Source organism: Polaromonas sp. P1_H6 (assembly GCF_056405195.1).
Genome location: NZ_JBFUCN010000001.1, coordinates 422350 through 434734 on the forward strand (window position 1 = coordinate 422350; position 12385 = coordinate 434734).

Annotated in this window: 12 protein-coding genes; 9 read left to right on the forward strand and 3 right to left on the reverse strand. The window is 65.0% G+C overall.

All coding sequences use genetic code 11. The annotated features are described in order from the left end of the window. The first annotated feature begins 3 nt into the window (after nucleotides 1-3). Nucleotides 4-561, forward strand: coding sequence for a YggT family protein (locus tag AC1D1F_RS02020; protein WP_477675574.1), 558 nt, complete (start codon nucleotides 4-6; stop codon nucleotides 559-561). Here the strand turns inward: AC1D1F_RS02020 and AC1D1F_RS02025 are convergent. The 3 genes from AC1D1F_RS02025 to AC1D1F_RS02035 all read right to left on the reverse strand — a co-directional run bounded on the left by AC1D1F_RS02025 (nucleotide 558) and on the right by AC1D1F_RS02035 (nucleotide 4835). Beyond that, on the reverse strand, nucleotides 558-2051 hold the full coding sequence (locus AC1D1F_RS02025) for an NAD(P)H-hydrate dehydratase (protein ID WP_477675573.1): 1494 nt from the start codon (nucleotides 2049-2051) through the stop codon (nucleotides 558-560). The genes AC1D1F_RS02020 and AC1D1F_RS02025 overlap by 4 nt on opposite strands. 52 nt (nucleotides 2052-2103) lie before the next feature. Next, on the reverse strand, nucleotides 2104-3363 hold the full coding sequence (locus AC1D1F_RS02030) for a D-amino acid dehydrogenase (RefSeq protein WP_477696921.1): 1260 nt from the start codon (nucleotides 3361-3363) through the stop codon (nucleotides 2104-2106). 119 nt (nucleotides 3364-3482) lie between these two features. Further along, complete coding sequence (locus AC1D1F_RS02035) at nucleotides 3483-4835, reverse strand: amidase (protein WP_477696920.1); 1353 nt, start codon at nucleotides 4833-4835, stop codon at nucleotides 3483-3485. A 191-nt stretch (nucleotides 4836-5026) separates the two neighbouring features. On the opposite strand from AC1D1F_RS02035, the gene rpsB reads away from it, so the two are divergent. From rpsB to rseP, 8 genes are all read left to right on the forward strand, one after another. Continuing rightward, the gene (rpsB, locus tag AC1D1F_RS02040; protein WP_007866397.1) at nucleotides 5027-5779 is read left to right on the forward strand and encodes a 30S ribosomal protein S2; all 753 of its coding nucleotides are present in this window, start codon (nucleotides 5027-5029) and stop codon (nucleotides 5777-5779) included. Nucleotides 5780-5904: 125 nt separating this feature from the next. Then, nucleotides 5905-6819, forward strand: a complete 915-nt coding sequence (gene tsf / locus AC1D1F_RS02045; RefSeq protein WP_477652189.1) for a translation elongation factor Ts — start codon at nucleotides 5905-5907, stop codon at nucleotides 6817-6819. A gap of 63 nt (nucleotides 6820-6882) precedes the next feature. Next, a complete protein-coding gene (pyrH, locus tag AC1D1F_RS02050; RefSeq protein ID WP_036838012.1) occupies nucleotides 6883-7593 on the forward strand; it encodes a UMP kinase in 711 nt (236 codons plus the stop codon). 48 nt (nucleotides 7594-7641) lie between these two features. Continuing rightward, the gene (frr, locus tag AC1D1F_RS02055) at nucleotides 7642-8202 is read left to right on the forward strand and encodes a ribosome recycling factor (RefSeq protein ID WP_436154238.1); all 561 of its coding nucleotides are present in this window, start codon (nucleotides 7642-7644) and stop codon (nucleotides 8200-8202) included. A gap of 27 nt (nucleotides 8203-8229) precedes the next feature. Beyond that, a complete protein-coding gene (gene uppS / locus AC1D1F_RS02060) occupies nucleotides 8230-8970 on the forward strand; it encodes a polyprenyl diphosphate synthase (protein ID WP_477678689.1) in 741 nt (246 codons plus the stop codon). After that, the gene (locus tag AC1D1F_RS02065) at nucleotides 8970-9830 is read left to right on the forward strand and encodes a phosphatidate cytidylyltransferase (protein WP_477696918.1); all 861 of its coding nucleotides are present in this window, start codon (nucleotides 8970-8972) and stop codon (nucleotides 9828-9830) included. The genes uppS and AC1D1F_RS02065 overlap by 1 nt, the downstream gene beginning before the upstream one ends. Before the next feature lie 7 nt (nucleotides 9831-9837). Continuing rightward, a complete protein-coding gene (gene ispC, locus AC1D1F_RS02070; RefSeq protein ID WP_477696917.1) occupies nucleotides 9838-11025 on the forward strand; it encodes a 1-deoxy-D-xylulose-5-phosphate reductoisomerase in 1188 nt (395 codons plus the stop codon). Between the two features lies 1 nt (nucleotide 11026). Next, complete coding sequence (gene rseP, locus AC1D1F_RS02075) at nucleotides 11027-12376, forward strand: RIP metalloprotease RseP (RefSeq protein ID WP_477677501.1); 1350 nt, start codon at nucleotides 11027-11029, stop codon at nucleotides 12374-12376. Nucleotides 12377-12385: the final 9 nt, after the last annotated feature.

The following is a 12385-nucleotide window of genomic DNA, read 5'->3' on the forward strand; positions in this document are numbered from 1 at the left end:
CGCATGCTGATCCGTATCCTGTCGTTTCTTCTTGAGACCATTTTTTTCCTGCTGATTGCGGCGGCACTGCTGCGTGCGTGGATGAACTGGGTCCGGGTCAACATGAGCGCCCAGCCGGGCAGTTTTGTGATGGCGCTGACCGACTGGCTGGTCAAGCCCCTGCGCCGCGCATTGCCCAGGTCGCTGGCGCAGTCGCGGGTGGACTGGGCCAGCGTGATCGCCGCCGCCGTGTTGGCGCTGGCCTATGCCCTGCTGTGGGCCTTGTTGTCCGGCGTGCTGCCGGGAGCGCTTGACGTGGCGCCCCTGCTCTTGCTGTCGCTGTTGTCGTTCGCGCTCAAGATGCTGGTCCGTGTGGCATTGCAAACCCTGTTCATCCTGGTGCTGGGTTTTGCCATCCTCTCGTGGATACAGCCCGGCTCGCCCGCCTATGCCTTGCTGGGCCGCCTGACGGAGCCCGTGCTGGCGCCGTTGCGCCGCGTGATCCCCGTCGTGGGCGGGGTCGACATCTCGGCGCTGGTGCTGATCGTGCTGCTGCAGATTGCCTTGATGGTCATCGTCTAGCAGCCGGCCAGCGCCGACGCCGTCAGCGCCTGGCCACCGTGGCCCGCCGGCCATTCATCGGCCTTGCGGCCGTGGGCAAACACGGCGCTGCAGGCCGCTTCGAAAGCCTCCAGGCCTCCGGCCATATGGGCGCCCAGTATTCCTGCCAGCACATCACCCGTGCCGGCAGTGGCCAGCAGGGCATTGCCGCTGCTGTTGATGGCGCTGGCCCGGCCCGGCGCGGCGATCACGGTCCCCGAGCCTTTGAGCACCACGACGCACTGAAAGCGCTCGGCCAATTGACGGGCGGACGCCAGCCGGCCGGCCTGCACCTCTTTGGCGCTGCTTCCTGCCAGCCGGGCGGCTTCGAGCGGGTGGGGCGTGAGCACTGTCGCATAGCCGCGGTGGTGGCGGGACGTGAGCTGGGTTTGCAGCTGCGTATCCGCCGCGATCGCGTTGAGCGCGTCCGCGTCCAGCACCAGCCGGGGAGCCGCCGACAGCACCTTGGGCAGCACCGCGCGCACGGCGTCACCACCGCCGCAGCCGCACACCACCACCTGCTGCGCCAGGTCCAGCGCCTCGGGGGCGCGGAACATCAATTCGGGTTGCTGGGGATCCACACTGAGCGCCGGCTTGCCGAGCAGGGCCACATACACCCGGCCCGCACCCGCGTGCAGTGCGGCCCGCGCCGCCAGCAGGGCGGCGCCCGCCATATGACTGTGGGCGGTGGACTCGCCGCCCAGCACGGCCACGTCGCCAAAGCTGCCCTTGTGGCTGGCGTGCGGGCTGGTATGCCTTGGTGCTTGCGAGGCCCGGTCGGCACCCAGCAGCCAGGCCTCCGGTGCGTCGGCCGTCGCCGTGCCAAGGCCGTCAAACCATACCTGGCCCGCGCGGTCGCGGCCGTTCGCGGTGAACAGCCCCGGCTTCAGGGTCAAAAGGCTCAAGGTAAAGATATCTGGTGCCGCCGCAAGTTCAAGCTTGAACACCCCGGTGTCGGCGTCCAGGCCGGTCGGCACGTCCACCGCGAGCCGCGGTGCGGCACCGGCCTGCATGCGCGCCAGCCATTCCAGCATTAGGGCCATGCCCGGCCGGGCCGGGTCCAGCGTGCCGCCTATGCCCAGCAGGGCGTCTATGCAGAAATCGAAGCCTTCAGGCGGCTCCGCGGACATGGGCACGCCGGCCGCCAGGGCGCGTTCGCGCGAGGCCTGGGCGTCGGGTGGCTGGCCGGTTTTCCCGGGGGATGGGCCCGTCCAGGTGAGGGTCACGTTTTTGCCCCAGCGGTGCAGGTGCATGGCGGCCTCGAAACCGTCGCCGCCGTTGTTGCCGGGCCCGCAGGCAACCCAGATGCGCTGCGCGTGCGGCGCCAGGGCCAGCGCCAGGCGGGCGACCGAAAGGCCGGCCCGTTGCATCAGCGTGTGCGGCGGCAGGCCGGCGGCGGCGAGCTGCTCAAGTTCGCGGGTAGCCGCCACGCTGTGAAGCGGCTCGCTGAGGGCGCTGGAAATTCTTCGCATGGCCCGATTGTGCGGCCCCCCGGTGTCTCGCAGGAACGGGACTCGCCGGGTTTCAGGCAAGGCGGGCGACGTCCAGCCCTTCCATGTCGATGTCCGTGCTTTTCCCTGCCATCAGATCGGCCAGCGCCCGCGCGCTGCCGCAACTGAGTGCCCAGCCGCTGGATCCGTGGCCCAGGTTGAGCCAGAGTCCGGGAATGCCGCTGTCGCCGATGATGGGCGGCCCGTCAGGCAGCATGGGCCGGGCGCCTTTCCACTCCTGCACGCTGGCGCCGATGTTGGAGAGCTGGGCCGCACCCGGAAACCAATCATGTAAAACCTTGTAAAGGGTTTGCAGGGAGCCGGCCCGTTTATTGTCCAGCGAGCCGCCGATTTCGGCGCTGCCGGCTACGCGCACGCGATTGCCCAGGCGTGAAATCGCCACCTTGTAGCGTTCGTCCATCAGCGCGCTGCGTGGCGCGTTCAGGGGTTCGCGAATCGGTGCGCTGATGGAGTAGCCGTAAACCGCCGCCATCGGGATTTTCAGGCCCAGCGGCTTCAAGAGCTGCGCCGAGGCCAGGCCGGCGCACATCACGACGCGGTCGAAGCCGCGCGGCGTGTTTTCACCAGCGATGACCAGGCTGGCGGGCTGTGCCTGCTCCAGCCCAGCCACCGTGGTGTTGAACTCAAAGTTCACGCCCAGGCGCTGGGCTTCATTTTTGAGCAGCAGCGCAAACTGCCGGCAGTTGGCCACCTCGTCGTTCGGCAGGTGCACCGCGCCCAGGAAGGGTGTGTCCGTGTTCAGCGCCGGCTCGATCTTGAGGACCTCCTCGGGGCCGATTTCCTTGAAGGCCACGCCGGCCTCGCGCAGCACCGCCAGGCCGGGTTGCACCAACTTGCTATCCTTTTCGGAGCGGAGCAAAACCATGTAACCGGGGCTGCCGTCGTATTCGAGTTGCAGCTCGGCGGTCAGGTGGTGCAGTCGTTCCCGGCTGTAAAAGGCCAGGCGCTGCATGCGTGCGCGATTGGCCAGGTAGGTATCGAGCTTGCAGGCGCGAAACCATTTCCACATCCAGGCCAGTTCACCGGCCGACAGCGGCAGGGCGAGCTTGACGGGCGCGTGCCGGCTGAACAGGTGGCTGAGGACCTTGCGCGGCATGCCGGGCGCTGCCCAGGGTGTGACGTAGCCGGGCGCGACCAGGCCGGCGTTGGCGAAGCTGGTCTCCTCGGCCGCCGCGCCGCGGCGTTCGAACACGGTGACGTCATGGCCGTCCAGGGCCAGTTCGTAGGCGGTGGTGATGCCGATGATGCCGGCACCAATGACGGCGATCCTCATACGAGGGCGCCGCGGCGGCGTGGGGTGGAGGCGGAGCGCTCGGGATGGTGAAACGTGTTCTGCATTGTTTTTATGAAGTGAAGCAGGCCGCTGGCCCGAACTGGATGGGTCGGCGGCGGTTATTGCTGCAGCGACAGGGCCAGGGCGGCTTCCACCTGCATGGCCAGGTCCAGCACATCGTCATCATGCAGCGCCGCGTGCCACAGCATCAGGCCCACGGGCAACTGGCCGGGCGTGTGGCAGGGCAGGGAAATCGCACAGCCGTCGAGCATGTTAACCACGGAGGTGTTGCGCAGCAAAAGGCCGTTGACCCTGAAGAACTCGGTGTCGTCGTTGAGCAGGCCGGCAATCGGCGGCGCGACAAGGGGCACGGTGGGCGACAGCACGGCGTCAAAGCCGTCCAGGCGGATTTCCATGCGGGTGATCCAGGCCTTGCGGGCCGCCACCAAGTCGATGTAGTCGGCTGCGCTCATGCTGGCGCCGCGCAGGATGCGCTGCGCGACACGCGGGTCGTAGCTGGCCTGGTGTTCGGCGATCAGGCTGCGGTGCCAGGCGTAACTTTCCGCCGCGGACAGGCCGCCGGTGGCGTTGATGGCCCCCAGTTCGGAGATTTCCTCCAGCGCGATCTCCTCGATATGGGCGCCGGCCCGGCGCAAGACCTGCAGGCTGCGCTCAAACGCCTGGGCCACGGTGCGGCTCAACGCATCCTGCATCTGCGTGCGGGCCACGGCCAGGCGGCAGGCGGACAGCGGTTTGCCGGCCAGCCTCACCTGGCGTGCCGCCAGCACCTCGTGCACAGTGACGGCGTCGCGCACCGAGCGCGTCAGGGCGCTCACGGTGTCCAGGCTGATGGACAGGGGCAGGGCGCCGGTGGTTGGCACCAGGCGGGCCGTGCTCTTGAAACCCACGATGCCGCACAAGGCCGCGGGAATTCGGATCGAGCCTCCTGTGTCCGAGCCCAGCCCCACCAGGGCCGCGCCCGTGGCCACCGACACCGCCGCGCCTGACGACGAGCCGCCCGGGATGCGAGGCGTGGCCGGATCGGCCGGGTTGGCGGGCGTTCCGTAGTGCGGGTTGATGCCCACGCCCGAAAAAGCGAATTCGACCATGTTGGTGCGGCCCACCAGTGCCGCACCGGCGGCCCGCAGGCGCGCCACGGCGGGGCAGTCGGCTTGGGCCGGGGCGGACTGCGCCAGCACTTTGGACCCGGCGGCTGTGACCTGGCCCGCCACGTCGAACAAATCCTTGATGGAAACCGGAATTCCCGCAAGCGTAGGTCCGGCATCGCCAGACGGGGCGGTTTTCGGCGTTTGGGGCGGATTTGCCAGCGAACCGGGCATGAAAACATGGCGGCAGGCATCGCTTTGCGCGGCCTGGGCAGCCTGCGCCAGGATGTCCGCGGCTTGCACATGGCCCGCCTGGAGTGCCTGGCGGACGGCATGGAGGTCGCCTGGGAAGGGGGTCTGGCTCATGGGGATGGGGGAAGGTGCGGGAAAGGAGTATGGGAGGATGTTATACTCGACAGGCTTTGCGAATGACGATTCTGTTGTTTGCAATGCAAATCGCAAATCAGCCACACCAAGGTGTTGTCCCGGGAATCTCAAAAAAGAGAGCCTCAGGGCGATAAGCGCTGATTTTAGACACAACCTTTTGGAGTATTTTTATGTCGACCACTATGCGCGAAATGCTAGAAGCAGGCGTTCATTTCGGACACCAAACCCGTTTCTGGGACCCCAAGATGGCTCCATACATCTTCGGTCACCGCAACCGCATTCACATCATCAACCTGGAAAAATCGCTGCCGATGTACCAGGAGGCGATGAAGTTCGCCAAGCAGCTGTCCGCCAACCGCGGCACCATCCTGATGGTGGGCACCAAGCGCCAGGCCCGCGAAATCGTCGCGACCGAAGCCAAGCGCGCCGGCGTTCCTTACGTTGACCAGCGCTGGCTGGGCGGCATGCTGACCAACTTCAAGACGGTCAAGACCTCGATCAAACGCCTGAAAGAGATGAAGGCCCAGCAGGAAGCCGGCCTCGACTCCATCAGCAAAAAAGAACAGCTGACCTTCAAGCGTGAAATCGAAAAGCTGGAAAAAGACATCGGCGGCATTCAGGACATGAACGCACTGCCGGACGCCATTTTCGTGATCGACGTGGGCTTCCACAAAATCGCGATCCTGGAAGCCAAGAAGCTCGGCATCCCCCTGATCGGTGTGGTGGATTCCAACCATTCGCCTATCGGCATCGATTACGTGATCCCCGGCAACGATGACTCCTCCAAGGCTGTGGCGCTGTACGCCCGCGGTATCGCCGACGCGATCCTGGAAGGCCGTGCCAACGCCGTGAACGACGTCGTCAAGGCCGTGTCGGCTGAGAGCTCGGACGAGTTCGTGGAAGTGGACAACGCAGCCGCCTGATAGTTTTCGGCTCTGCGCCAGACGCGAAAAAGGGGCTCGCGTAGCCCCTTTTTCACAACTTAAGCATTAAGGGGGGCGGGTCCTGTCGGCCCATCCCCGTGAACACGACAAAACGGAGAATCAAAATGGCAATTACTGCAAGCATGGTCGCTGAACTGCGCGCCAAAACCGACGCCCCGATGATGGAGTGCAAGAAAGCACTGACCGAGGCTGAAGGCAACTTCGAAAAAGCGGAAGAAATCCTGCGTGTCAAGCTCGGTAGCAAGGCCGGCAAGGCCGCTTCCCGCGTCACCGCCGAAGGTGTCGTGGCTGCGCACCGTGAAGGTGATGTGGGCGCGCTGGTTGAAATCAATTGCGAAACCGACTTCGTGACCAAGAACGACAGCTTCCTCGCTTTCACCAAGGCCGTGGTCGAAGGTATCGTCAAGAACAACCCGGCCGACGTGGAAGCCGTGGGCGCGATGCCTTTGTCGCTGGACGGTTTCGGCCCCACGGTCGAGGACGTGCGCAAGGGCCTGATCGGCAAGATCGGCGAAAACATGAGCGTGCGACGCTTCAAGCGCTTCAGCGGCAGCAAGCTGGCCTCTTACCTGCACGGCACGCGCATTGGCGTGGTGGTGGAGTTTGAAGGCGACGAGGCCGCCGCCAAGGACGTCGCCATGCATGTGGCCGCGATGAAGCCCGTGTCGCTGTCCAGCGCCGAAGTTCCCGCCGAACTGGTCGCCAAAGAGCGCTCGGTGGCTGCCGCCAAGGCCGCTGAAGATGCCGCCAAGGCCCAAGCCGAAGGCAAGCCCGTGCAGTCCGCTGAAATTGTTGCAAAGCGTATCGAAGGCGGCGTGCAAAAGTACCTGAAGGAAGTCAGCCTGTACAACCAGACTTTCGTCAAGAACGACAAGCAGACCGTCGAGCAGATGCTCAAGGAAAAGGCGACCACGATCAAGTCCTTCACGCTGTACGTGGTGGGCGAAGGCATCGAGAAGAAGGTTGACGATTTCGCAGCCGAAGTCGCGGCCCAGGTCGCAGCCGCCAAGGCCGCTTAAGCACTCAGCCTAGCCGGAAGGCCGCTAAACTCCAATTCACTTTAACCACAGAAAGCTCCTCACATGCCAGCCTACAAGCGAATCTTGTTAAAACTGTCAGGTGAGGCCCTGATGGGCGACGACGCTTTCGGTATCAACCGTGCCACCATCGTGCGCATGGTTGAGGAAATCGCCGAAGTCACCCGCATGGGTGTCGAGGTGGCGGTGGTGATAGGCGGCGGCAACATCTTTCGCGGCGTAGCCGGCGGCTCGGTCGGCATGGACCGCGCCACCGCCGACTACATGGGCATGCTGGCCACCGTGATGAACGCCCTGGCTTTGGGCGACACCATGGACAAGGCCGGCCTCATCGCCCGCGTGATGTCGGCCATCGGGATCGAGCGTGTGGTCGAACCCTACGTCCGCCCCAAGGCCTTGCAGTATCTCGAAGAGGGCAAGGTCGTCATCTTCGCGGCCGGCACCGGCAATCCATTTTTCACCACCGACACGGCGGCCGCATTGCGCGGCGCCGAGATCGGCGCCGAGATCGTGCTCAAGGCCACCAAGGTCGACGGTGTGTACACTGCGGACCCCAAGAAGGACCCGAAGGCCACGCGCTACACCAACATCACCTTTGATGAGGCCATGGGCAAAAACCTCGAGGTCATGGATGCCACCGCCTTTGCGCTGTGCCGTGACCAGAAGCTGCCTATCAAAGTGTTCAGCATTTTCAAGCACGGCGCGCTCAAGCGCGTGGTGCAGGGCGAAGACGAGGGAACGCTGGTTCACGTCTGACCGTCCTTGGCTTGCTTTTTTTCGCTATAAAAATCCGGAGATTCGACCATGAGCATTGTTGAAGTCAAGCAGCTGGCAGAGCAAAAAATGCTGCAGTCCATCGACTCGTTCAAGAACGGCCTCACCAAGATCCGCACCGGCCGCGCCAACCCCGGCCTGCTCGACACCGTGCATGTGGATTACTACGGTTCCATGGTGCCCATCAGCCAGGTGGCCAACGTGTCTTTGCTCGATGCGCGCACCATCAGCGTCTCGCCCTGGGAAAAAGGCATGGGCGCCAAGATTGAAAAAGCCATCCGCGATTCCGACCTGGGGCTCAACCCGGCGGCGCAGGGCGATTTGATCCGCGTTCCGATGCCGGCGATGACCGAAGAGCGTCGCAAGGAGCTCACCAAGGTCGTGCGCGGCGAAGGCGAGCACGCCAAGGTCGCCATCCGCAACCTGCGCCGCGATGCCAACGACGGCATCAAGAAGCTGGTCAAGGACAAACTGGCTTCCGAGGATGACGAGCGCCGCGCGCAGGAAGACATCCAGAAGTTCACCGACCGTTTCATTGCTGAAGTCGACAAACTGGTCGCCGGCAAGGAACAAGACATCATGGCGGTTTGACGCTTCAGCGTCCGGCCTGAATCGTCCATGGCCATCAGTACTAACCCGGTCCCGCGCCACATTGCCATCGTCATGGACGGCAATGGGCGCTGGGCGACCAAACGGTTTCTGCCCCGCATTGCGGGCCACAAGCAGGGCGTCGATTCGCTCAGCCGCTGCGTGCGCGCCTGCCTGGAGCGCGGCATCGGCGTGCTGACGGTGTTTGCGTTCTCCTCAGAAAACTGGAACCGGCCGTCCGAAGAGGTTTCCGGCCTGATGGAGCTGCTGGCCCTGTCGCTGGCCAAGGAAGTGCCCAGCCTGAACGAGAACGGTGTGCAACTGCACTTCGTGGGTGATCGCCAGCGCCTGTCCGACAAGGTGCAGGCCGGGCTGGCCAAGGCTGAGCGCGACACCTCGGCAAACAGCCGGCTGGTCTTCAATGTGTGTTTCAACTACGGCGGGCGCTGGGACATCGCCCAGGCCGCGCAAAAACTGGCCAGCCGCGGGGAGGCCATCACCGAGCTGTCACTGGACCGGGCCATGGCGATGGCGCATGTGCCCGACCCGGATCTGCTGATCCGCACCGGCGGCGAATTGCGCATCAGCAACTTCCTGCTGTGGCAGGCCGCCTATTCGGAACTGCATTTTTCCGACAAGCTGTGGCCCGAGTTCGACGAGGCGGCGCTGGACGAGGCGATTGCCGTTTTTCGCACCCGCGAACGGCGTTTTGGCCAGACCTCCGCGCAGGTCAGCGGTCAGGTCAACAACGACAATGCAAAGGCGGCTTGATGCTTAAACAGCGTGTGATCACGGCGATTGTCCTGCTGGCGATTTTGCTGCCCGCACTTTTTTACAAAACGCCCCAGCCCTTCTGCGCCGTGGCGCTGCTGCTGATCGCGGCGGGGGCCTGGGAATGGGGCCGCCTCAACGGCTACGGGCAGGGCGTTTCCATAGGCCTGGGCTTTGCGTGCGTGGCGGCCTGCGCGCTGTCCTGGTACGGCGGCCTGCTTGAAAAACCTTTGCCCATGCTGTGGGCCGCTGCCGGCGCTGTGTGGGTACTGGCCGGTGGCTGGCTGCTGCGCAATGGGGTGGCCGGCTGGCCGCGCATTCCGAAGGCACTGCGCCTGGTGGCGGGGCTGGTCGCGCTGTGGCTGGCCTGGCTGGCCGTTGCCCAGGCGCGCGTCGCCGGTGTCAATTTCCTGTTGTCCGTGCTGCTGCTGGTCTGGGTGGCGGATATCTTTGCCTACTTCGCGGGCCGCACCTTTGGTGGCCGCTTCAGCAAGGGCAAGCTGGCGCCTTCGATCAGCCCGGGCAAGAGCTGGGAGGGTGTCTGGGGCGGCATGGCCGGGGTGGTCGCGCTGTCGCTCGCCTGGGTCTACGCGGGCGCCGCCGCCGGCGGCGCGGGTTTCTGGGGTGAGGCGACGCTTTACAGCCGGCTGGTGGCAAACCACGGCCTGCTGGTCATGCTTCTGGCGGTCATTTTCCTGGCGGCCATGAGCGTGGTGGGCGACCTGGTCGAATCCCTGATCAAACGCAGCGCGGGTGTCAAGGACTCCAGCGGCCTGTTGCCCGGCCACGGCGGTGTGCTGGACCGTGTCGATGCGCTGCTGCCCACGCTGCCCCTGGCGATGATGCTGGTCTCCCTCTAGGCCCATCATGCCCTTCAGCAAGCAGCGCATCACCGTTCTGGGCTCCACGGGGTCCATAGGCGTCAACACGCTGGACGTGATTGCGCGCCATCCCGGCCGTTTTGACGTGTTCGCGCTCAGCGCGGCAACCCAGACCGACCTGATGCTGGCGCAATGCGTCCAGTTCAAGCCGCGCTACGCCGTGATGGCGAGCGAGCCGCATGCCCGCCTGCTGGCGGACAAGGTCAAGGCCCACCAGCTCCCTGTGCAGGTGCTGTGGGCGCCCGATGCGCTCGAAATGATCGCCTCGCACGAGTCGGTGGACACCGTCATGGCGGCCATTGTGGGCGCGGCCGGCCTTGCGCCCTGCATGGCGGCGGCCCGCGCGGGCAAGCGCCTGCTGCTGGCCAACAAGGAAGCGCTGGTGGTGGGCGGTGAGGTCTTCATGCAGGCGGTACGCACCGGCGGTGCCAAGCTGCTGCCTATAGACAGCGAACACTCAGCCATCTTCCAGTCCCTGCCCGAGGACGCCGCGACCTGGGGCGACCGGGTCGAAAAAATCATCCTGACCGCGTCCGGCGGGCCCTTTCGCACCCGGGACGCCGCCAGCCTGCGCCACGTCACGCCCGACGAAGCCTGCGCCCACCCGAACTGGGTGATGGGCCGGAAAATCTCGGTCGACTCGGCCACCATGATGAACAAGGCCCTGGAGGTCATCGAGGCCAAATACCTGTTCGGCCTGACGCCGGAACAGATCGAGGTGGTGATCCACCCCCAGAGCATCATCCATTCCATGGTGCAGTACCGCGACACCTCGGTGGTGGCGCAGCTCGGAACGCCCGACATGCGCGTTCCCATCGCCTACGGCCTGGCCTGGCCCGACCGGGTGGTGTCGGGAGCCAAGGCCCTGGATTTCAGGTCGCTGGCCACCATGACCTTTGAAGTCCCGGACGATGAACGCTTTCCCGGCTTGCCGCTGGCCTGGGAGGTGCTCAACGGGCCCGTCGGCAGCACCGCCGTGCTCAATGCCGCCAACGAGGTGGCAGTTGCCGCCTTTCTTGAAAAACGCATCCGTTTTGACCATATTCACCATGTAAATCACGCAACTTTGGAGGCGCTGGCGCCCTCAGAGGTAAGTGATGTTGAAGGCCTGCTCGGTCTGGATGGGCAGGCCCGCCGCGTCGCCCTTCAAATCGCCGGACAACTGGAGCTTTGACATGTTGACCTTGATTTCCTTCATCGTGACGCTGGGCATCCTGATTGCCGTGCACGAGTACGGCCACTACCGCGTGGCCGTGGCTTGTGGCATCAAGGTCCTGAAGTTCTCCATCGGTTTCGGCAAGCCGATCTACAGCTGGAAACTCAAAAACAAGGCCACGGAGTTTTCCATCGGCATGCTGCCCCTGGGCGGCTACGTGAAGATGCTGGACGAGCGCGAGGCGCCTGTCGACCCGGCCGAACGCCACCTGGCCTTCAATACCCAGCCGCTCAAGTCCCGGGCTGCCGTGGTCGCGGCCGGCCCGGCGGCCAACCTGCTGCTGGCCGTGCTGCTGTACGCCATCCTCAACTGGAGCGGCCTGCAGGAGCCCAAGGCCGTCCTGGCCACCCCAGTGGCCGGCTCGCTCGCGGAAAAAGCAGGGCTGCGCGGCCAGGAGTTGGTGGCGCAGGCGGCCTTGGACGGCGATGAACCCCAGGAGATCCGCTCCTTTGAGGATCTGCGCTGGCGCCTGACTCAAGGCGCCCTGGACGGCCGTGACCTCACGCTGGTGATGGGCGGCGATGGCGCAAGCGCGGGCCGGACGGTGCGGCTGCCGCTCAGCACGCTGGGTGCTCCCGAAGCCGACGCCCAGCTGTTCCGCAGGATCGGCATCCTGGGACCGTGGACTCGGCCCGAGATTGGGGACGTCATGGCCGGCGGCGCGGCCGAAAAATCCGGCCTGCGTTCCGGCGACGTGGTGCTGCGCGTCGGTGACACCGCCGTCATGGATGGGCCGCATTTGCGCGAACTCATACGCACCTCGGCCGCTGTGCCCCAAAGCTGGCAGATCATGCGGGCCGACCAGCCCCTGTCACTGCAGGTCACCCCTGAACTCAAGCCTGTCAACGGGACCATGGTGCCCCGGATTGACGCCTATGTGGGCGCGCCCGCGGAGCTCGTGACGGTGCGCTACGGCTTTGTCGATGGTTTGTGGCAAGGCGCCGTGCGCACCTGGCAGGTGTCCACCCTCACGCTGCGCTTGATGGGGAAAATGCTGACCGGCCAGGCTTCCCTCAAAAATCTCAGCGGGCCGCTCACGATCGCCGACTACGCGGGCAAATCGGCCAGCCTCGGATTGAGCTATTACCTGACCTTCCTGGCCCTGGTCAGCGTGAGCCTGGGCGTCCTGAATTTACTCCCGCTGCCGGTTCTGGATGGGGGGCACCTGATGTATTATCTTTGGGAGGGGATCACTGGCCGAGGCGTGTCTGACGCCTGGATGGACCGGTTGCAGCGCGGTGGCGTTGCGATCCTGCTGGGCATGATGTGCGTTGCCCTGTTTAACGATGTCACCCGGCTCTTGGGCTAATTCCATACA